General features: G+C 58.7%; 19 protein-coding genes. 6 read left to right on the plus strand and 13 right to left on the minus strand.

Features of this window, described 5'->3' with window-relative positions; genetic code table 11:
• Positions 1-64: 64 nt before the first annotated feature.
• From HPDFL43_RS14955 to pcaQ, 9 genes are all read right to left on the minus strand, one after another.
• Positions 65-1,168: an extracellular solute-binding protein gene (locus tag HPDFL43_RS14955; protein WP_040449264.1), complete on the minus strand. Its 1,104-nt coding sequence runs from the start codon at positions 1,166-1,168 to the stop codon at positions 65-67.
• Positions 1,169-1,245: 77 nt separating this feature from the next.
• Positions 1,246-2,346, minus strand: a complete 1,101-nt coding sequence (locus tag HPDFL43_RS14960) for an ABC transporter ATP-binding protein (protein ID WP_007198218.1) — start codon at positions 2,344-2,346, stop codon at positions 1,246-1,248.
• A gap of 488 nt (positions 2,347-2,834) precedes the next feature.
• On the minus strand, positions 2,835-3,554 hold the full coding sequence (locus HPDFL43_RS14965; protein ID WP_007198219.1) for a DUF1194 domain-containing protein: 720 nt from the start codon (positions 3,552-3,554) through the stop codon (positions 2,835-2,837).
• 165 nt (positions 3,555-3,719) lie between these two features.
• The gene (locus HPDFL43_RS14970; protein ID WP_007198221.1) at positions 3,720-6,863 is read right to left on the minus strand and encodes an efflux RND transporter permease subunit; all 3,144 of its coding nucleotides are present in this window, start codon (positions 6,861-6,863) and stop codon (positions 3,720-3,722) included.
• Positions 6,860-8,005, minus strand: coding sequence for an efflux RND transporter periplasmic adaptor subunit (locus HPDFL43_RS14975; RefSeq protein ID WP_007198222.1), 1,146 nt, complete (start codon positions 8,003-8,005; stop codon positions 6,860-6,862). Before HPDFL43_RS14975 ends, HPDFL43_RS14970 begins: the two co-directional genes overlap by 4 nt.
• 244 nt (positions 8,006-8,249) lie before the next feature.
• On the minus strand, positions 8,250-9,020 hold the full coding sequence (locus tag HPDFL43_RS14980) for a DeoR/GlpR family DNA-binding transcription regulator (RefSeq protein WP_007198223.1): 771 nt from the start codon (positions 9,018-9,020) through the stop codon (positions 8,250-8,252).
• Positions 9,021-9,142: 122 nt separating this feature from the next.
• On the minus strand, positions 9,143-9,454 hold the full coding sequence (locus HPDFL43_RS14985) for a DUF190 domain-containing protein (protein ID WP_040450307.1): 312 nt from the start codon (positions 9,452-9,454) through the stop codon (positions 9,143-9,145).
• Positions 9,455-9,469: 15 nt separating this feature from the next.
• A complete protein-coding gene (locus HPDFL43_RS14990; protein WP_007198225.1) occupies positions 9,470-10,462 on the minus strand; it encodes a sodium-dependent bicarbonate transport family permease in 993 nt (330 codons plus the stop codon).
• Between the two features lie 119 nt (positions 10,463-10,581).
• Positions 10,582-11,499: a pca operon transcription factor PcaQ gene (gene pcaQ, locus HPDFL43_RS14995; RefSeq protein WP_007198226.1), complete on the minus strand. Its 918-nt coding sequence runs from the start codon at positions 11,497-11,499 to the stop codon at positions 10,582-10,584.
• A gap of 239 nt (positions 11,500-11,738) precedes the next feature.
• Between pcaQ and HPDFL43_RS15000 the strand changes: the two genes are divergently transcribed.
• From HPDFL43_RS15000 to HPDFL43_RS15020, 5 genes are all read left to right on the plus strand, one after another.
• Entirely contained in the window at positions 11,739-12,593 is an 855-nt protein-coding gene (locus tag HPDFL43_RS15000; protein ID WP_007198227.1) for a CoA transferase subunit A, read from the plus strand.
• Positions 12,590-13,387, plus strand: coding sequence for a CoA-transferase subunit beta (locus tag HPDFL43_RS15005; RefSeq protein WP_007198228.1), 798 nt, complete (start codon positions 12,590-12,592; stop codon positions 13,385-13,387). Before HPDFL43_RS15000 ends, HPDFL43_RS15005 begins: the two co-directional genes overlap by 4 nt.
• Positions 13,387-14,592 (plus strand): 3-oxoadipyl-CoA thiolase, encoded by a 1,206-nt coding sequence (gene pcaF, locus HPDFL43_RS15010; RefSeq protein ID WP_007198229.1) that lies wholly within the window; start codon positions 13,387-13,389, stop codon positions 14,590-14,592. The genes HPDFL43_RS15005 and pcaF overlap by 1 nt, the downstream gene beginning before the upstream one ends.
• A 1-nt stretch (position 14,593) precedes the next feature.
• On the plus strand, positions 14,594-15,652 hold the full coding sequence (locus tag HPDFL43_RS15015; protein ID WP_007198230.1) for a 3-carboxy-cis,cis-muconate cycloisomerase: 1,059 nt from the start codon (positions 14,594-14,596) through the stop codon (positions 15,650-15,652).
• Positions 15,653-15,873: 221 nt separating this feature from the next.
• A complete protein-coding gene (locus tag HPDFL43_RS15020; RefSeq protein WP_156970290.1) occupies positions 15,874-17,277 on the plus strand; it encodes a L,D-transpeptidase family protein in 1,404 nt (467 codons plus the stop codon).
• A gap of 33 nt (positions 17,278-17,310) precedes the next feature.
• On the opposite strand, the gene HPDFL43_RS15025 is transcribed toward HPDFL43_RS15020, so the two are convergent.
• The 3 genes from HPDFL43_RS15025 to HPDFL43_RS15035 form a co-directional block, all read right to left on the minus strand.
• A complete protein-coding gene (locus tag HPDFL43_RS15025) occupies positions 17,311-17,709 on the minus strand; it encodes a VOC family protein (RefSeq protein ID WP_007198232.1) in 399 nt (132 codons plus the stop codon).
• 97 nt (positions 17,710-17,806) lie between these two features.
• Positions 17,807-18,700: an alpha/beta fold hydrolase gene (locus HPDFL43_RS15030; RefSeq protein ID WP_007198233.1), complete on the minus strand. Its 894-nt coding sequence runs from the start codon at positions 18,698-18,700 to the stop codon at positions 17,807-17,809.
• Between the two features lie 101 nt (positions 18,701-18,801).
• Positions 18,802-19,749, minus strand: coding sequence for an AraC-like ligand-binding domain-containing protein (locus HPDFL43_RS15035; RefSeq protein WP_084594673.1), 948 nt, complete (start codon positions 19,747-19,749; stop codon positions 18,802-18,804).
• 166 nt (positions 19,750-19,915) lie between these two features.
• Here HPDFL43_RS15035 and HPDFL43_RS15040 point away from each other — a divergent pair, with 166 nt between their 5' ends.
• Positions 19,916-20,806 carry an alpha/beta hydrolase gene (locus tag HPDFL43_RS15040; RefSeq protein ID WP_007198236.1) on the plus strand — a complete coding sequence of 297 codons (891 nt, stop codon included), beginning with the start codon at positions 19,916-19,918 and terminating at the stop codon, positions 20,804-20,806.
• Positions 20,807-21,003: 197 nt separating this feature from the next.
• Here the strand turns inward: HPDFL43_RS15040 and HPDFL43_RS15045 are convergent, their stop codons facing one another.
• Positions 21,004-21,714, minus strand: coding sequence for a hypothetical protein (locus HPDFL43_RS15045; RefSeq protein WP_156970291.1), 711 nt, complete (start codon positions 21,712-21,714; stop codon positions 21,004-21,006).
• Positions 21,715-21,889: the final 175 nt, after the last annotated feature.

Genomic DNA, 21,889 nt, shown 5'->3' on the forward strand with positions numbered 1-21,889 from the left:
GCATCACTTCAATTCGCTTTGGTGTGGGAGGGCCGGCAAGCCGCCCCTCCCGAAGTTCGAGCTCTTACTGAGCAAGCCATGCCTGGAATTTTGCATCCATGTCATCGCAATAATCGGCCCACCATGTGTAGTTGTACAGGAAGGTGTTTTTCGCGTTGTTCGGATCGGTCGGCATATGCGGAGCCATTTCGATTCCGAGATCGGCATGCTTGCCAACCAGCGGTGCCGAAGACTTGCGTGCCGGGCCATACGAAATGAACTTGGCCTGGTCTGCGAGACGCTGCGTGTCGGTGGCGAACTTCACAAAGTCCTTGACGCGAGCAAGACGGTCTGCGGGGAGACCAGCCGGGATGATCCAGCCATCAAGGTCAAACACCTGAGCGTCCCAGAGCATGGCAACAGGCTGCTTCTGCTCTTCGATCAGCGCGAACAGACGGCCATTGTAGGTCGAGCCCATCACGACTTCGCCATCGGCGAGCAACTGCGGGGTGTCAGCACCGGCAGACCACCAGACAACCTGGTCCTTGATGGTGTCGAGCTTCGCAAGTGCCTGAGCCTGGCCTTCTTCGGTTTCCAGCGCGTCGTAGACGTCAGCCTTGGCAACACCGTCGCAAAGCAGAGCCCATTCCATGTTGTTGATCGGACGCTTTTCCAGCGCGCGCTTGCCCGGATACTTTTCGAGGTCAAACACATCGCAGATGTTTGTCGGCGGAGTGTCGCCAACCATATCGGTGCGGTAGCCGAAGGTGGTCGAATACACGATCTGTGGAATAAAGCAGTCGCTGACGATCAGATCGCCGAAGTCTTCCGATGCCGGAGTTCCGTCATCACCTGGAGCCAGCAGCTCGTCAGCATCGAATTCCATTGCGAGGCCTTCGTCGCAAAGGCGGATGGCATCAGCAGCAACCACATCGACGAGGTCCCATGTGATGTTGCCGGCTTCATTCATGGCGCGCAGCTTTGCAACGGCTTCGGCCGAGCTTTCGTCCCAGATAACTTCAAGGCCAGGATGCGAAGCCTTGTAGGGATCCGAATAGGCGTTGATCTGGCTCTTTTGGTAGGCTCCACCCCAGCTGACGAGGGTCATGGAGTCGGCCATATCTTCGGCCTGGACGCCGGTGGTCGCCAGTGCGGCTCCACACATTAGAATTGCAAGTTTCAATTTCATGTCTGTTCTCCTTGTTAGGATACCCGGTTCTCAATCCCCCCACGGATCGGGTTGTCACTGGGGGTATGGTTCGAAGCTTAGGCGTCGAGTGCCCGACAGTCCTGCGGACGCCAACCAATTTCGATCATTTCACCCGGCTGAAGCCGGCGTTGATCGGGGGCATTGCGGGTTTTGACAATGAAGTCTTCCTTGCCCGCAACCCGAAGCCTAGTGCGATAGATGTCACCCATATAGATGAATTCAAGCACTTCAGCCTTCAATGTGTGCGCGTCTGGAAGCAGACGCTCACGATTGAACTCGACCCGTTCCGGACGAATGGAAACGAGTGTGCGTTCGCCAACATTGCTGACATTGACGGGGACCGTGTCGATGAGGTCACCATTGTCAAGTCGGACCACAGCAAGATCCTTGTTGATCTGTTCGACCTTGCCCATCAGCGTGTTGTTCTCGCCGATGAACTGGGCCACAAAGCTGTTCTTCGGCTGTTCATAAAGCTCGTCGGGCGGCGCCAGTTGCTGGATCCGGCCATCCTCAAAAACGGCGACCCTGTCAGACATGGTCAAAGCCTCGGTCTGGTCATGGGTCACATACACCACCGTGATGCCGAGATTGTCTGCGATGTGCTTGATCTCGAACTGCATATGCTCGCGCAATTGCTTGTCGAGCGCACCGAGCGGTTCATCCATCAGCACCAGTTCAGCTTCGAAGACCAAAGCGCGCGCCAAGGCGATGCGCTGCTGCTGTCCACCGGACAGTTGCGCCGGCCGTCGACCACCAAAAGCGCCCATCTGAACCATATCGAGCGCACGCTGGACCTTCTTCTCTCGTTCCGCCTTGCCCATTTTGCGGACCTCAAGGGGAAACGACAGATTCTCAGCCACGGTCATGTGCGGGAACAAGGCATAGTTCTGGAAAACCATGCCGATGCCGCGCTTGTGCGGAGGAATGTTGTTGATTTCTTTGCCGCCCAGCCTGATCGCGCCGTTGGTGGCGGTTTCAAAACCGGCCAGCATCATCAGGCACGTGGTCTTTCCGGATCCCGACGGCCCCAACATTGTCAGGAATTCGCCTTTGGCAATTGAAAGGTTGAGGTCTTTGACGACGAGGTTTTCCCCGTCATAACTCTTTTGCACACCGTCGAATACGACGAAATGGTCATCCGTGTTGGTTGAGACCAAAACACGCTCCCTACTGTTACTGCGGGCTGTTGCGCCCTTCCCCTGTGCACCAAGCCCCTACACTTTCCGCGTGGTGGCCAACTGCCTGATTATTTAGCACCCACTTGATAGGCACGCCTTATCGTTACAGATCATGGGGGAGGCTGTCCACCCGGTCCACACACTTGAATTGTTGAATTACTCAACATCAAGAAGTTTCAGAAAAAAAATTTCATCTTACATGCGACCACACAAAACAGCGCAAGTATCAGCAATAATTCAAAGTCTTTTCCCGGCACCTGAAGGACGATCCCGGATTTATCTCTTTTAAATCAGAATTGTTTACGTATTTTCGCGGAGCGAGTCTGGACGGGGAAATATAGAAAATTGGATCGTCCTGCAGGGCGCCCAAAAATGGGAGTGCCTACTCAAGCATTCAGCCTTCCCAGCTTGCAAAGCCGCAATTCCAATCATGCTTCAGGTGCCGAAAACCCATCCCGCCAAGCAGCTCACCTGGCGTGAGCGAGACCTGCACCGTTGATCTCACGCAACAATTTGCGCCTCATCGCGGATTCATAATCCTTGAAATCGGTAGCGACCATGACGAAAGCACCAGGGCCGCGAGCCACTTCAGAGCGATAATAGGCAACAGGGTCCGGATCAGCTCCCTCTATGACCAGCCCGTTGACGGTCACACCGGAGAAATTGAAATGCCTGTATGCCAGCGCCGGCTCGAAACCATCATTGTTGACCCCGTCGCCGGACACATCGACGACCGAGCGAACACAATCGAGCGGCGCATCGCGCAAACGGGTTGCAGCGTGACCCAATGCGTACCCAAGTGCTGTGGGGAATTCCTTGTAGGCGCGCTCATATGCCTCGATACGGTCTGCAAATGCAAAGATATCTTCATCAAAACTGAGCAGCGACCACGGCGCTATGTCGACCTGTTGGCGACGGCCACTCCATTCAAACGCGGTCACCTGAATGCCGCCGGCTGCCCTGATCGAACTGCGCACGGCGGGATCACGCAGGGCCGCCGCGAGGCCGCGGTTCTGCAGTGCAAACTCCTCGTCATCGACACTGGAAGACACATCCAGCGCCAACACCAGGGAAAGCCCACAAAGAGGCTGCGAGCGCGCCTGGGGTGCCATAAAGAAAATCAGAGCGGGAAAAACACCGATGAAGACGGCTGGAAGTTTGAAAAACAGGATGTTCTGACCTTCCATGCTTGGAGCATTGGACCCGCACCTGTGCCGCAGACGCGGCTTACATGATCATGCAGCAAGCCAGCGAAAAAACCAAACCTGGCCGAAACCGGCGTCTGCGGTCACGCCTGCTGCAAACGACAACGCCATAGACAAAACACTGGCGACCATGGTGACAGAGACGGCCTATTCGGCCGGTTCGGCCACGCCACCATCACGGCCCTTGCCAAGCCCTACACGGGCCTTCACCCGCTCCCACCAGGCAGTGATCTTGCTGTCTTTGGAACGCGTGACGATCATCAGCAACGATGGCGTCACCACCAGAGTAAGCACGGTCGAGAAGGCAAGACCGAAAACGATGGCGCTCGACAAAGAAATCCACCACTGCGTCGAGGGAGCACCATAGGTGGTTTCATGCGCCATCAGTTCGAGGTTGAACCCGAAGGCGATCGGCAGCACGCCGAGAATGGCGGTAACGGCCGTCAGCACCACAGGACGCGCGCGCTCGCGGCAGGTTTCAAGAATGGCTTCGAGCTTGTCGAGCCCGTTCTCACGGCGCAGGTGGTCAAAAGTGTCGATCAGCACGATGTTGTTGTTGACCACCACGCCGGCAAGCGCGATCACGCCAATCCCGGTCATGACGATGCCGAAAGGTTGCCCCATGATCATGAGGCCCAACAGCACACCGATGGTCGACATCACCACGGCGGACAGCACCAGCCCGACCGAGAGGAAGCGATTGAACTGCGCCAACAGCACCACGAAGATCAAGAAGATCGCCGCGCCGAACGCTTTCATAAGGAACGCACCGGCAGCTTTTTGCTCTTCGTCTTCGCCGGCAAGTTTCCAACGGATGCCTGCCGCCTCCAGATTGGCCTCTTCCAGTTCTGCAACAACGCCCTGACGAAGCGGATCGGCCTGAATGCCCTCACTGATACCGGCCTCCACCGTAATCGTGCGCACACCATTGATACGATTCAGCGTGCCCACACTCGGGGCCGGTTCGCGGCTCACGAAGTTGGCAATCGGCACCGAACCCTCTGCGGTTTCGATCCTGAGTTCATCCAGCGTCGACAGTGTGCGCCGGTCCTCAGGCAAACGCAGGCGGATATCCACCGCATCATCAACGCCAGCCGGCCGGTAATCGGTAAGCTTCAGGCCCGAAGTGACCAATTGCACAACGGTGCCCACCGAGGACGGGCTGATGCCATAGCGCGCGGCCTCGGAGCGGTCGACCTTGATTTCCCAATCAATACCCGGCGGCGGCAAACCATCGGAAATGTCGATCACACCGGGGATCTGCTCAAGCTGTGCAGCCACCTTGCGTGCCACATCGCTCAACGCATCCGGATCGTTCGCGGAAGAAAGCTGGATTTGTATGGCCTTGCCGGTAGGCGGCCCGCCTTCGGGGACTTTGACCTCGATATCGACGCCCGGAAAGCCTGTCAGTTCACGGCGGAAATCCTCAAGAATATGCCCCGCCGGCTTGCGCTCACGCCAATCAACGAACTCATACTGGATCACGCCGACCACATCCGCAGCAACATCATTTCCGCCACCGCCAACATTGCCGACGCGGGTGTAAACACTGGTCAAACCAGGCCAACCCAGGATCCTCTGCTCAACCATGCGCACCGCACTGTCCTTCTCGTCGAGCGACAGATTTCCGCGTGCATGGACGTAAAGAAGGCCGTAGTCCGGCTCGACGTCGGGGAAGAACTCGACACCCGATCCGTATTTACCATAAGCCACCGGAACCGCGATCAAGGTCGCAAGAGTGAAGGCCACGACGATGAACGGGTGACGCACGGCCCGCGCGACAAAACGCATGTAAAGCCCGTCACGCTTTGGCCCGTCTTCCACCATCGGCTTGGCAAACATCGCCCCCAAGGTCGGTGTGAACACCAGCGCATAGAACAGAGATGCGGAAAGCGTCGCGATCAGCGTGATTGGCATGTACTTCATGAATTCGCCGACGGTACCAGGCCAGAACAGCAATGGCGAGAAAGCAGCAACCCGGGTCAACGTCGCCGCGACCACCGGACCGGCCATCCGCTTGGCGGCAAGCGAAAACGCCTCCTTGCGATCCATGCCCTCGGTCATTCGCCGCTCTGCAAACTCGGTGACGATGATTGCGTCGTCAACCAGCATGCCAACCGCAAGAATGAGGCTGAACAGAACCACGATGTTGACGGTGAGACCCGCAAGCGACAGCCCCAACATGCCCATCAGGAATGAGGCAGGAATCGCAAAACCGATCAGCAAAGAAGCACGCCCTGACAGAGCATAAAGAATCACGATGAACACCAGGATCACCGCGGTCAGGACCGAGTTCTGAAGGTCGCTGAGCAATTGCCGGATGGAGGTCGACTTGTCCTGGCTGAAGCCGATTTCCGCGCCCTCGGGAAGCATCGCCTGGAAGTCTTCCGCAACCAGCTTCACCGCATCGACTGTTTCGATCAGATTAGCGCCGGTTCGCTTGGAAACCTCGATGGCAATTGCCGGCTTGCCATCAAGACGGGTAATTGTCTCCGCGTCCTTGAAGGTCGACCGGATGGTTGCCAGATCACGCGCACGAACCACGGCATTGGGCCCGGCGATGATCGGCAGATTGGCAACATCCTCAACCGTCTCGATCAACAGCGGCACCTTGACGGCATAGCGGCCTTCCGACCCTTCAAGCGCTCCGGCCGCAACGAGGGAATTGGAGGCATTGACGGCAGCGATCATCTGATCGAGCTGCATTCCGTAGGATGAAAGCTTGACCGGATCGATGATCACTTCAACCAGATCATCCCGCGCACCCTGCAACGAGGCATCAAGCACGCCAGTGACTTCCTCGATACGGTCACGCAGCTCGCGCGCAGCCTTGGTCAACGCCCGCTCGGGCACATTGCCGGAAAGCGTGACCACCAGCACCGGGAATTCGGACAGGTTGACTTCGTTGACCGTCGGCTCGTCGGCCCCTTGCGGCAGGTCCGGTTTGGCGTCGGAGACCTTGTTGCGGACATCGTCCAGCGCCTTGGCGAGATCGGCGCCTGCCATGAACTCGATCACCACATTGCCGCCGCCCTGATAGGCCGCCGAGCGCATCTCCTTGATGCCGGTGATGTTCTTGAGCTTGGTTTCCATCGGCCGCAGCAAGAGCCGCTCCGAATCTTCCGGAGAAATACCCGAATAGCTCAGGCTGACATAGATGATCGGGATCTTGATGTCCGGCTCGGCTTCCTTGGGAATCGAGATATAGGACATGGTCCCCGCAACAATCAGGAACATCAGAACGGCAAGCGTCAGCCGCGCGTTCCGGATGGCGAGGTCAACGATATTCATTGCGAAAGACCAGCGGCAAGCGCGTCAGACCCCAGCAACGCATCGGCGCCCACCGGCACCGCCGCGACTGTCTCACCATCGCTGACAAGATCCTGCCCGGCAACAATGATCTTTGCATTCAGCGGCACGCCGCTCAGCACCAGGCCATCGGGAGAATCGTCAATCAGATCGATCGGCACAAAGCCGACCGTATTGTCCGCGTTCAGGATCCGCAGCCCGAGATCGCCTGCGGCGTCGAGCGTGACCACCGAACGTGGAAGCTTGACCGCGGTAACAGCCTTCGACTTGATCATGATCTCGGCGGTCATGCCGGAGGGCGTCCGGTTTTCCGGATTGGGGATGGCGATTTCGATCGGGAAGGTGCGGGTTCCCGATGTGGCTTCAAGACTGATGTGACGGACCTTGCCTGTGACAACAGCACCGCTGATCAACCGGACATCGGCCTCGCTGCCAACCTGGACATGAACGATGTCGCGCTCGCTGACCTCACCAAGCGCAAGCACCGGATCAAGCTGCAACAGAACGGCAACCGCCTCACCGGATGGCATCCAGGCGCCCTCTTCGACCAGCACCTGGTCGATCACTCCCGAAAACGGCGCTACAACGGTAAGCCGGTCGACATCGGCCTCCGCAGTCTCGAGCTGCGAACGGGCTGATGCCAGCGCTGATCTCGCATTGTCGGCCTGGGTCGACGGCAAGATACCACTTGCCACCAGCCGCTCGGCATTTTCCATTTCTTTCTTGCGTTGTTCGAGCAACGCACGCCCGGTCTCCACCATGGCGCCACGCTCATCACCTTCAAGCACCAGAATCACGTCGCCAGCGTTGACCCGGTCCCCCTTCTCAACCCGCAATTCACCAAGAATACCGGCACTGCGCGTGGCCAGTGTCGAGCGTTTGTCGGGAGCCGTCACACCCGAAACCCGGATGATGCGGTTGTGCTCGATAAAGTCAGGCGTCAACACGCCCACCGTTCGCAGCGTCGTGGGCTCCTGGGCCTCAACTGCAGGGCTCTCGGCGGCCGTCTCACCGGTATCTTTTGCAGCACTCCCGATGGACGAGAATTCACCGGTCAGCACCCAGGTTGCCGATACGGCGAGAACCACAAATGCTGCTATGGTGTGAAACCTTGGCCTGGCCATTCTTAAACCTGCTCTCTGGATAACGCGCCCGGTGTCCGAAGACCGCCAACACCGCAGCATAAAAACGAACAGCGACCGATGGAAGCCGTGTCGAGGAACTTAAAGACGCTTATATAGTGGCAAGATTAGGTAAGAAAAAGACCAACGATGAACATTTGATCGGCACGGAACCGTTCAAATTCGCCGGTGGCTTGACTGCAACATACACAGGTTTTCCTGTGAGGACGATTCTCCCAGCAAGCCCTTATGGCAGGCGAGTGGTTTCAATCAGCTCTACGTCATAGTCCCGGCAAATATTGCGTATCGCATCATCGGGACAGCGATCGGTCACGAAGGTATCGACCTGCTCGAGATGGCCGATGCGAACCGGTGCCGTGCGTTCGAACTTGGTCGAATCGGCGACCAGAACCACCTGCCTGGCATTGGCGATGATCGCCTGGGCGACCTTCACTTCGCGGAAATCATAATCGAGCAGAGCCCCGTCGCCGTCGATCGCCGAGGCGCCGATCACAGCGTAGTCCACTTTGAACTGGCGGATGAAATCCACCGCCGCTTCTCCCACAATGCCGCCATCCGATGACCGCACCACACCTCCGGCGATCACCACCTCGAATTGCCCGAAAGGCCGCATCCGGTTGGCGACATTAATATTGTTGGTGATGATCATCAATTGCCCATGCTTCAGCAGGGCCTGGCTCACAGCCTCGGTCGTGGTGCCGATATTGATAAATAGCGACGCATTGTCGGGGATAAGTGCTGCAGCCGCGGTGCCGATCGCCTGTTTTTCATCCGCCGCGATCTGGCCGCGCTGCTCGTACTCCATGTTTTGCGTGCCCGATGGCACAACGGCACCGCCATGGATCCGGGTCAGCAACTGGCGCTCGCACAGATCATTGAGATCCTTGCGGATCGTTTGCGGCGTGACCTCAAAGCGGTTCGCAAGATCCTCCACCAGCACACGGCCCTCGAGCTTGGCAAGGTCGATGATTTCGGAGTGACGGGGTGTAAGGTACATCAAGAAAAGCAGGCCAGATAATGGTTCGGTTTCGGCAACACATTAAAGCGAAGCGATCAGTCTGCACAAGCGGTTGGCACTGCTGAATCCCCAGCCAAGGGACCGTGGGTGACGTTCGGCACTCAGAATCGGTCGGGCCGGACCACGGACACATCGGAAATCGTGATCACGCCCATCTGCGGGCTCACGACGTCAAATATATCGGTGAGCACATGATCGAGCTCTTCAGCGTCCAGCACCACCAGGACCTTCACCATCTGACCGGCGTCCCCGATCATGCCCTCGCGGTCCCACTCACCTTCCGATCCTGAGCCCGACAATGCCGGAAAAACGGTAAATCCCGTAACCCCGTTGGCGGCCAGATGTCGCTGCACGCGCTTGAGGATCGGCCTCTCGCAGATGATCTGGATCTGTTTCTTGGCAAAAGTATGCATGACCATGCTCCGATTCTACGCCGCCATTTGCGCAATCGCAATATAGGCCGGGATCCCGATTGTAAGGTTCATCGGAAATGTAATACCCAAAGAAAGTGTCAGATAGATCGCGGGTCGTGCTTCGGGCAACGCAAGCCGGAGCGCGGCGGGAACCGCGATGTAAGAAGCGGAGGCGCCAAGCACCATCAGCAACGCCACACCGCCGGTGGAAAGCCCGATCACCAGCCCCGCGGCAAGCGCGAACACCGCGCCGACATAGGGCATCACCAGTCCGAAAGCGACCAGGCCGGGGCTCATGTGCTTCCAGCCGGAGCGAATGCCACGGCCCGCGACAGCGCCCATATCAAGCAGGAACAGGCACAGCACACCCTTGAAAGGATCGACGATGAAGGGGCCGATGTCTGCCAATCCCTTCGGACCCGCAAGATATCCGATCACGAACGACCCGATCAGCACGACAACCGAGGAATTGAGCATCACCTCCGACATCAAGCCTTCTTCCTTGGCGTGAGCCTTTGCAGAATCCTTCGCCGGTTGGCGTCCGGCGTGGGCCAGAAACAACGCCATCAGGATCGCCGGCGTTTCCATCACCGCCGCCACCGCGACCAGATATCCCTCGAAGCTCAGTCCCACAAGGCGCAGCGCCTCGCTGCCGGCAACGAATGTAACGATGGAAATCGAGCCGTAATGCGCCGCCACCGCCGCGCGATCAACCTGGTCAAGCCGCGCCATGACAGTCAACAAAGCAAAAGCCACAAGTGGGATCAGCGCCGAAAGCATAGCACCAGCAATCAGAGCCAGCGCGATGTCGATGCCGAGCCCGTGCTCGGCCACCGCGACGCCGCCCTTGAAGCCGATTGCCAGCATCAGATAGATCGACAATGTCTTCGCCACCGCTTCGGGCAACGTCAAATGTGATCCTGCAATGGTGCCAAGGAAGCCCAGGGCAAAAAACAGCACGGCCGGTGAAAGAAGGTTTGCGGTCGCGAGCGCCAGAATGTCCTGCATCAGATTGTCAGTCCCTTTTTCGCGTCGCGGTCGATTTAGCCGCATTGTGCGCCCTGCACCAGAGGCCCGGCCCGGTTTCACACAGCAACTCCGGTCGATCCTTGGCTTTGGTGCCGATCTCAGCTTCCCATGGTTCGCCGCCTGAGAATATCGGCGAAAAATCCCGCAGCATCGTTCTGCCTGTCGGCTTCCCGCGAGATCAACCCCACCGCACCCAGCGTCGAGCCGGTGTCGATCGGAAGCTCGACGAACTCTCCCGAGACAATTTCCGCCGCCACGACGCCACGTGAAATGATCCAGATCGCATCGCCTGAACGCACGAACGCCCGGCCGAAACTATCCGAGACAGTCTCAACAGCTTGAACCGGCCGCGCCATGCCCTGCTCCAGCATCACCCGCTCGACATAGGGATGGATGATCGAGCCTTCAGGCGGCACCAGCACCGGATAGCGGCTCAGGATATCGGCGCCCACCTGCCGTTGCCCGGCAAGCGGATGAGTGCGGGAGACAACAAAGATCACACGGTCCCGGTAGAGCGGTTCGAAGCGCAGGCTCTCCATCATTTCCGGTGCCGGCATCCGGCCCATCACCAGATCGAGATCCCCTTTGCGCAGCTGATCAAGCAGCACCCGGTTTTCTCCGGTGACGACACGCAGGGGACTTTTCAATCCGGACGCCAGAAAATCCGCCACCGCTCCGGGCATCACGGTGGCCGAAACCGTCGGCAACGCACCGATCCGAACCGGCGGGCCTGACGACGTGGCGATATTGGCAAGCGCTGAAATTCCGCCGCGCACCGCCGCCAGCCCTGACCCCGCATGGGACAGAAACACCTCGCCCTTGTGTGACAGCTTGATGCCCCGGCCATCGCGTTCCACCAGCGCGGCACCAACAATCTCTTCGAGCTCGCGGATGGTCCGGGTCACCGCCGGCTGGGTCAGCGACAGGGTGATTGCCGCACGGCCCACACTCTTTTGCCGGGCCACTTCAACAAAGGCTTCGAGATGGCGGATCTTGATGCGTCGGGAAATATCCATACCAGTTCCGGGATGATTAATAGGCTCAAAAATCATTATTCATTTCCATTCCAATATGTAAATCTCTTTCCTAAATCGGAACCGGTCCGGAGGAGCAGATGACCGCTACCGCATTCAAGACAGTTGCAGGCACTGCGTCATCACCGGTGCTGCCTTATCCCCGAGCGGGTGCCAGCCAAACGGGGTGTTGCACCCGGGGCCCAAACCAAACCATTCTCGTCGACAACTAGGATCAAGCCATGGCCCATTTCCTGCCGCTGCCCGATGCGGTGGCGCAAAACCTCAAATCAGGCGATACCGTCGCCTTCGAAGGGTTTACCCATCTCATTCCGCACGCCAGCGCCCATGAGGCGATCCGCCAGGACGTCCGGGACCTGACGCTGGTGCGCATGACACCGGACGTCATATATGACCAGCTCATCGGCATGGGCATGGTGCGTAAGTTGATTTTCTCCTATGCTGGCAATCCCGGCGTCGGGCTTCTGCGCCGCTTGCGCGATGCGGTGGAGAACGGCTGGCCGCACAGGATCGAGATCGAGGAACACTCCCACGCCGCCATGGCAAATGCCTATGAAGCAGGCGCCGCGGGACTGCCCTTTGCCACCTTCCGGGGCTACAAGGGCGCCGAACTCGCCCGCGTCAACGCAAACATCCGATCGGTCACCTGCCCCTTTACCGGCGAGGAACTGGCAGCGGTACCCGCAATCCGGCCCGATGTCACCTTCATCCATGCCCAGAAAGCCGACCGCAAGGGCAATGTCCTGATCGAAGGCATTGTCGGCGTGCAGAAGGAAGCGGTGCTGGCCGCCAAGCGCGCTGTCGTGACGGTGGAAGAGGTTGTCGATGATCTGGCGGCCCATCCCAATGCCTGCGTTCTGCCGGGCTGGACTGTCAGCGCCATCTCCGTGGTGCCGGGCGGCGCCCATCCCTCCTACGCCCATGGCTACTACCCGCGCGACAATGCAAGCTACATCGCCTGGGACAAGATCGCCGCTGACCGGGGGGAATTCCTGGCCTGGATGAAACACAACGTGCTCGACGCCTCGCCTGAGGATTTCGCAGAGCGCACCAAAGATTTGAGGAGCGCGGCATGAGCGAGCTTGATTTCACCCCGGACGAAATGATGACCATCGCAGCCGCCCGGGCGCTCAAGAACACCGATGTCTGCTTTGTCGGCATCGGTGCGCCCTCGGCCGCCTGCAACATCGCCCGCCTCACCCACGCGCCCGATGTCACGCTGATCTATGAGAGCGGCACCATCGGCACGGCTCCCACGGTGCTGCCGCTATCGATCGGCGATGGCGAACTGTGCGAAACGGCAGTCACAACGGTCTCGGTGCCCGAGATGTTCCGCTACTGGCTGCAGGGAGGACGGGTCACGGTCGGTTTCCTCGGTGCAGCTCAGATTGACCGCTTCGGCAACATCAACACCACCGTGATCGGCGATTACGATGCTCCCAAGACCCGTCTCCCCGGTGGCGGCGGCGCACCTGAAATCGCCTCGTCCTGCGGCGAGATCTTCATCACGCTCAAGCAGTCCAAGCGCGCCATGGTCGAAAAGATCGACTTCTTCACCAGCTTCGGCCATGGCGAGGGCGGCGATCACCGCGCCCGTCTTGGCATCACCACCAAGGGCCCGACACTGATGGTCACCGATCTTGCGGTGTGGAAAGCCGACCCGGAAACATCTGAATTCACCGTCGTCTCGTTGCATCCCGGTGTCAGCCGGGACATGGTCCAGGACACCTGCGGCTGGACGGTCCGCTTCGCTGACGAACTGTCCGAGACCCCGCACCCCACTGAGATCGAACTGAGCACATTGCGCGATCTCAGAGCCCGCACAAAGGCCGCCCATTCCAGTGGCGCCAAGACCGGAGAAGCCGCCTGATGGCCGATGCATTTATCTGCGATTTCATTCGCACCCCGATTGGCCGTTTTGGCGGAGCGCTGTCCACGGTCCGCGCCGACGATCTGGGCGCAATCCCGCTGCGCGCATTGACCGAACGCAACGCTGGCGTCGACTGGGAAGCCGTCGACGAAGTGATCTACGGCTGCGCCAACCAGGCCGGAGAGGACAACCGCAATGTCGCCCGCATGTCGACGCTTCTGGCCGGGCTTCCGGTCACAGTCCCCGGCACCACCATGAACCGGCTTTGCGGTTCGGGCATGGACGCGGTTCTCGCGGCCTCGCGGATGATCCGTGCGGGAGAGGCTGACCTGGTGATCGCCGGCGGCGTGGAAAGCATGTCCCGCGCACCCTTCGTCATGCCCAAGGCCGACACCGCATTCTCCCGCAACGCCGAGATCTACGACACCACCATTGGCTGGCGCTTCGTCAACAAGTTGCTCAAGACGCAATACGGTGTAGATTCCATGCCCGAAACCGGCGAGAACGTGGCCGAGGACTTTGCCGTCAGCCGCGCGGATCAGGATGCCTTTGCGCTCGCAAGCCAGACCCGGGCGGGCATCGCGCAGGAATCCGGCCGGTTCGCCAGGGAAATCGTGGCCGTCGAAATCCCCCGCCGCAAGGGCGATCCCGTGGTCGTCGACACCGATGAACACCCGCGGCCCGGCACAACGCCCGAGCAGCTTGCCAAGCTGCCAACCCCGTTCCGCCAGGGTGGCAGCGTGACCGCCGGCAACGCGTCAGGCGTCAATGATGGCGCCGCAGCGCTGATCATTGCCAGCGAGAAAGCCGCCAAGGCCCACGGTCTGACCCCGATCGCCCGGATCATGGGCGGCGCGACCGCCGGTGTCGAACCACGCATCATGGGCATCGGACCGGCGCCCGCGACAAAGAAACTGTGCCAGCGCCTTGGTCTCCAGCCCTCCGATTTCGGCGTCATCGAGCTCAATGAAGCCTTTGCCAGCCAGGGCATCGCGGTGTTGCGCGAACTCGGTCTCGACCCGTCCGCCGGGCACATCAATCCCAATGGCGGCGCCATCGCGCTTGGCCATCCGCTCGGCATGTCCGGCGCGCGGATCACCGGCACAGCGGCGCTGGAACTTGGCATCCGCAACGAAAAGCTGGCGCTCGCCACCATGTGTGTCGGCGTCGGCCAGGGCATCGCCATCGCCCTTGAGCGGGTTTGAGATGACAACGGACGGAGAGGGTTGGATCAAGTCGCTGACCGGTGATGCGGAGATCGCAGCTTTGTTTTGCGATCAGGCACAACTCGCCAGCTTCGCCCGTTTCGAAAGCGCCCTGCTGTTAGGCCTCGCAAAAGCCGGCCGCATCGACAAGCAGGATGCGGCCGCACTGATTGCCCAGATCAAGACCTTCGCGCCAGCCACCGGGCGGATCGCCGAAGCCGCGGTCAGCGACGGGGTTCCTGTGCCCGAATATGTCAGGCAACTGCGCAACCATGTGTCAGGCCCGGGCGCTGAAAAGCTGCATTTCGGCGCCACCAGCCAGGATCTGGTCGACACCGCAACCATCGAGACACTGGCAAAGACCATCTCCATCCTGTCCAAACGGCTTGATCAGCTGATCACTGCACTCGAAGCAATGACCGCACGCGACGGCAACAATGCGCTCAAGGCCATCACCCGGATGCAGGAGGCGCTGAACATCCGTGCATCATCCCGGCTCGCTGGCTGGAGGCTTCCACTCGAAGCTCTGCGTGACCGGCTGCCCGCAGTTCGCGAGCAAGTCATGGTGCTGCAGTTCGGCGGCGCGGTGGGGGACCTCCAGACCCTGAGTGACGATGCAGACACGGTCGCAAAGGCCATCGCCAGCGATCTGGGGCTGCGCTGGCCCGGTCACAGCTGGCAAACCTCGCGCGCACCGCTGATCGCAGCCGCAAGCTGGATGACGGAACTCTCCGGCGCGCTCGGCAAGATCGGTCAGGATGCGGCGATCATGGCACTGCGCGGTAAAAGCGACCTTGAGCTCTCCGGCGGCGGCACGTCTTCGGCCATGCCACACAAGCAAAACCCGGTCGCAGCCGAGCGGCTGGTGGCATTTGCACGCTTCAACGCGTCACAAATGGGCGCCATGCACCAGGCCCAGCTTCACGAGATGGAGCGTTCGGGGGCAGCCATGACGCTCGAATGGATGATCCTGCCGCAGATCTGTGAAACGGCAGGCGCAGGCCTGACAGCCGCCATTGCTCTTATGCAATCCATCAACCGCATCGGCACACGTTCCTAGAAGCCCTATGTCCTTGCCGGCTCCCGCTTGCCCGCAAGATCGAAGGCCGCGCTCCCACCGGCACAATTCGCATTGTCCAGGCGCGGCAAGATGCGTTATCGCATATCCCTGTCTTCGGCCCGCCACACTGATGCCCGTTTCGCACGATTTGTTCAGATTGCATTCACCATGAATCAGCGATGCTGGGTGCACAATCACAGTATCAGACGCAGGGCTCAGCCATGTTGACCAGTACCAGATTCCGTTTTGCAGCAGCCGCCTTGGCAATTGCCGTATCAGCTCCGCTTGCGGCCAATGCCGGACCCTATGATCGCGGCGGAATGGTGCTTGTCACCACCGATGGACGATTGATGCGCGACATGCCCGAGTACGGCTCGGTGCGCGTTGTCATCGACACGCAAGGCCGGCGGCTGCTGATTGACCGCTCGAACACCGTCATTGGCTTCGAGATCCCCGCCTGGCAGTACCGTCAGCAAAGCGGCGGCCCGGAAATTGATCGTGATCGCGGCTGGAGCCAGGATCGTGATTATGATGGAGGGCTCGGACGTGAGACCTTCCCTGCCGCTCCGCCTCCGCCCCGCGACCGTTTCGCGACCGCCGAACCCCGCACAGATTTTGAGCCCCGCGCAAGCATCGAGCGGCGCGACCTCAATCCCTCAACCGGAACCGTGCCCGAGCGGGGCAATGCGCCACGCATCATTGAGGCTCCCGATCTCGAAACACGGCCCGACAATCAGGGCACTGCGGGCGAACCATCAAAGCCATTTGCCGCACCCAGACTTGGCAAGGCGGAAGTCGCCGCTTTGCAGGTCTATCTCGACCGCAACGGCTTTTCGCCGGGCGTCATCGATGGCCGCATGGGGTCCAATGTTCAAAAAGCACTTGCCGCATGGCGCGAGGCAACAGGCGAACGGATAGACCCAACGGACACCGATCTGATCCTGAGCCGGCTTGCAGCCGATGGCGGCTTGGCGTTCACCACCTACACGATTACGGCCGAAGATGCCGCCGGCCCCTTCATCGCCTCGGTTCCCGCTGATTATGCCGAAAAGGCCAAGCTCGAACGGCTCGCCTTCACCTCGACGCAAGAGATGCTGGCCGAGCGCTTTCACATGGACGAACGCTATCTCAAGGAACTCAATCCCGGGGTGGATTTCAGCCGCCCCGGCGTTCAGATCAAGGTTGTGAGCACCGGCGAGAAAAAGTCCGGGATTGTCACCCGGATCATCGCCGACAAGGCCCGGAAGCAGCTCCGCGCCTATGATGCGGCAGGCCAGCTTGTCGCCGCCTACCCGGCCACCATCGGCTCCTCCTCCACACCCTCGCCAACCGGCGAAGTGACCATCGAGCGCATCGCCCGCAATCCCGGCTACACCTACAATCCCAAGATCAATTTCAAGCAGGGCGACAATGACCGGATTCTCGAGGTCCCGCCCGGGCCGAACGGCCCTGTCGGTTCCGTCTGGATCGCGTTGTCCAAACCCACCTACGGCATTCACGGCACACCCGAGCCCTCAAAGATCGGCAAGACCAGCTCCAATGGCTGTGTTCGCCTGACCAACTGGGACGCAGAGGAACTGGCGGGCATGGTCGCCCCGGGCGTGAGCGTCAGCTTCGTCGAATAGACAGACATCGGTGCTGAGCCGCATCAGGCCATGTCAGCGGTGCTGGTCGACAAGAACCGGATTGCCATCGGGATCATGGATCAGAAAGCTGCCCGGACCGGTGCTTGCCTCATCGGCTTCGGCCTCGAAGGCAACGCCCTCCGACTTGAGCTGCTTCTGCAGCTCGCGCACATCGGTGAAGCTTTCGAGCGGCTCTGCCGTTTCCTTCCAGCCCGGATTGAAGGTCAGGATGTTCTTCTCGAACATGCCTTCAAACAGCCCGATCACACAGCCGCCATTTTGAAGCATGAGCCAGTTCTGGCTTTCGTCGCCGCCAAACACCTTGAAGCCGAGCTTTAGGTAAAACGCCTTTGACGCGGCGAGGTTTTTCACCGCAAGACTCATGGAAAATGCACCAAGCTCCATCGCTTCGTTCCTCCCTGAGATCAGCATACTCGACGATCCTGCAAGCGCAAACAGGGTGCGAAGATGGCGATGGGAGGGGCCTGCCGGGAACAAGCAATTCACTTACCAGCGCGCCACGGAGAGCCTATGCCTGAACCGGGTCCATCCATGACCTGATTAATCCTGCCACCACATCCGGTTTCTGGTGGCAGATCCAGTGATCCGCACCGCTCACATGATGAACCGTCAGGTCTGAAGCAACCTCATCCAGCCCTTCGATACAGCTTGGGAGCAAAGCGGTGTCATCATCACCCCAGATCAGGAAATGCGGGCAACGAACCTGCAATCTGCCTATTGGCAGTGAGGGGAGATCCGTCAGCGGCTCGCCGGGCTTGGCGACCTGCAGGGGCGAGGCCCGGTACCAATTGATCATCGCCTTCAGCCGTCCGGGCCGCGACCACTCCGCCTTGTAGAGCTTCAGCCGGTCCGGCGTCAGCCAGCTCAAATCCATCCGCGCCGAAAACAGTTTCATCAGCCCCGAGAAGTCATCTGCGGACAGCTTGTCCTCAGACCCTTCGGCGCGCAGATACAGAATATATTGCGAGGCAATGGTTTGCGCGCCTCCGGCAGCGAGTTCCCGTTGGAACGGAACCGGGTGAACGCCATTTATGATGATGAGCTTCGACACCAGTTCCGGACGGAACATTGCCAGCCCGTAGGCCACCGCCGCGCCCCAGTCATGCCCGACAACCGTGACCGGACCTCCCAGAATGCCGATCAGTGCGGCCATGTCCCCGACCAGATCCCGCAAGCCATAGGCTTCGACGTGAGCCGGCGCCCAGCTTTGGCCAAACCCGCGCTGATCGGGCGCGACACAATGGTAGGAATCCGCCAGCCGCTCCGCCACCTCGCTCCAGGCACCCCCATATTCGGGAAACCCATGCAGAAACAGCAAGACCGGCGCACCCGGCGCGCCCCATTCGACATAGTGAAACGGGTTGCCGTTCAATTCGACAAAGCGGTGTCTGCAATATTGCATCACGTCTCCTGAGCATTGTTGCAGCCAGAACCGGTTCCGAGCAAAACCTGGCGGAATGCAAAGTCGGATTCGACCATCCGGTGCAAAACCGCGGTTTTCACCTAAAGTATCGAACCCGACAGCGCTTTCTTGCGAAACGCTGACGGCGTCTCGCCATAATGTCCGCGAAAGGTCCGGCTTATGTGTGTCACACTGGAAAAACCGCTGGCAAAGCCGAGCTGGGTGATGCTGACACTTGCCAGGGCCGGCTCGGCCAAGGCGTGCCGCAGAGCCTCAAGCCGGCGGCGAACAATCCGGTTGCTCCCGGTTTCCGCAGCGCCCTCGAGAACCTGATGCAGATAGCGGAGCGAAATGCCAGCACTCTCCGCCACCCGGCTCAGATCAAGACCTGGATCAGCAAACCTCGTATCGATGATCCGGTTGATACGCTGGACAAGCAGAGCTCGCGGCGCCACGGCGACCGGGTGCAACCTACCTTCAACCGCATGCGTGAGATCCATCAACATGGCGGACCCGAGCCGGACCTGATCCCGCGCATCGAAATCTGCGAACACCGGCCCCAGACCGCTGGCCCGTTCGTGCAGCAATGCGCCGAACCCGCGGGAACTGTCGAGAACACCGACCGGCAATTCCGAAAGGCCTGTTTCGCGTTTGAGCATGTCGCGGGACACCAGAAGCGTACATTTTTCCAGAGGCTCCAGAACCTCAAACGAGATCGGCCGGCTTGCATCCCATATGAAGGTTGAACCGGCCGACAACTCAACAACTTCGCCGCCCTGCTCGACCCGTTCACGCCCCTTGCGCACCATCAGGACGCCAAAGCAGCCATCATCTCCGCTGCGTATGTCCCGCATGTCACGCGAACCGTGGCACGGATCGCAAACACAATCGATAATGCTCAACCCAGCCACTTCCAGGCTTCGAAGGGATGCGGAGAAATCTGCCGATTTTGGCCGCCCGAGGCTCCATGGCAAATGCGTGTCGTTGAGCGCATGTCTCCATGCCTCATACCGGTCGCCTGGCTGAAACTGCGCTGTTGCCCATTCCATGGTGGTCCCCCAAATAACGGCGCTACGACGAATGTCAGCTGCTCCTCCAGCCGCCAACTCTCCATGCCACTGCACAAAATGATGTCGATTAGCGCACGTCCGGTCAAGCAGAAGGAAATCCGGCGCGATAACCAGGACGGGTTTTGCATGCACGGGAGGAAATCAAATGAAACACGACATCTCATTTCATACAGAAGACGGAACCAAACTGGCCGGCTGGTTCTTTGCCGCCGGAAGTTCTCCGGCTCCAACCATCGTCATGTGCCATGGCTTCTCCGCGACCAAGGAGATGCACTTGGAAGGCTTTGCCAAGACATTCCACGCCGCAGGAATGAACGTTCTGGTCTATGACAATCGCAATCTGGGTGACAGTGCCGGCACCCCCAGGGGCGAAATCGACCCGATCCAGCAGATCCGCGATTTCCGCGATGCGATCACCTATGTGCAGGGCCGGGATGATGTGGATGCCGACAAGATCGGCATCTGGGGATCAAGCTACAGCGGCGGTCATGTTCTGGTGGTTGCGGCGATGGACCGGCGGGTCAAATGCGTCGTCTCCCAAGTGCCGCTGGTGGCCGGACTTGCCAATGCACAACGCCTTGTCCGCAGCGATCACTGGGCCGGGCTGCGCGAAGGATTCGCCGCAGACCGTGCAGGCCGTCTTGCGGGCCAGCCACCGTTGACGCTGCCGGTTGTCGCCGAAGACGGCGGCCCCTGCGCGCTGCCGACCGAAGACAGTCTGACCTTCTTTACAAAACTGCCACCGGAGAACCTCGGAAGGTGGCAAAACGAGATCACCTTGCGGTCCATGGAAATGTTCACCGAGTATGAGCCCGGCGAATACATTGCCCGTATTGCACCAACGCCGCTGATGATCGTCATTGGAGACAAGGATCACCTGACCCCGGCCGACCTCACTCTGAAAGCCTATGAAGAAGCTCTTGAACCGAAAAAACTGCTGATCCTCGACTGCGGCCATTTCAACGCCTATGTCGGTGATGCATTTGCAATTTCGGCGCCGGAACAGTGCAGCTGGTTCACCAAGCATCTGATGTAGATGTCAAGATACTCCGCTGTCTTTGCAGCTGCACTCGATACCGCGGCTGTAAAGACAGCTATTGCGGAGATTCTATAAATGATCGGTTTGAAGGGCGAAATTTGCGCATTTAAACACAAAAAACCGATAGACTAGAGCTATCCAATTCCAATTCAAGAAAACTTGAACATCACCCCCACAACTCCCAATAACACATCTTAAAATTTGGTTGTTGGTATAGGTCTATCTTTTAGCGGCCCTATACTAAAATATTTTATTCCAAATACTGCATTATTGGCCTTCTCGGTCCGCCACCCTTCGCCAATCTTCAACTCAATATCACCTCTTTTAACATCACCCTTTGCCGCAGATGCACTAATAGTTGGGAGATTAACTAGATCTGTATAAATTTTATCGGCCTTTGCTATTTCGAATACATATACCGGCTTACCGCGATTTGTGAATCCCGCTGGGTTGGAGACATGCTCAGAACATTTCTCTCCCATCGCATCTTCCACAAAATTTGCAGATAAAACATCATCCAGCTCTGCGATTACTCGTTTTTGACCAGAAACCGAATACCCCTCAACTATGCGTTTATATTTTGGAATTCCATTAAATTTCAAGCCAGCCTCAAACAATACCCCCTCAATATTCCTCTCCGTTTGAACAGGGTTTACTGTGAAACTAAAATAGTCAGAAGCATCCTCATCAATAAGCTTATCGCTTGACTTCTTTCCAAATATTTCGATGGCCTTGAAAGCCATCTGCAAATTTGTATCTTTCGGGCATATTGACAACAGCCTATAATTTCCATTTTTGGATTTTGAAAGCCTGTAAATACCTGGACTCGAAGCAATAAATTCCGAATTCACTGAAATATCAATTACATTTTCTTCGCTTTTTAGAGCCTGCTCCGCAACGCTCATACAACCTGAAATCAAAACGGCACATGACAGCGAGATCGACACCTTATTAAACATAGTACCCCCCCATAAATCGAATCAAACTATAAATTCAACTTACTTTCGAAGTAATAAAACAGCAATAAAACAATTGCGACTATGTGGAAAAATAAACTGAAATCTGAAAACAATCAAACTC

The sequence above is a fragment of the Hoeflea phototrophica DFL-43 genome (assembly GCF_000154705.2).
In the GTDB taxonomy this organism is placed as follows: Bacteria; Pseudomonadota; Alphaproteobacteria; order Rhizobiales; family Rhizobiaceae; genus Hoeflea; species Hoeflea phototrophica.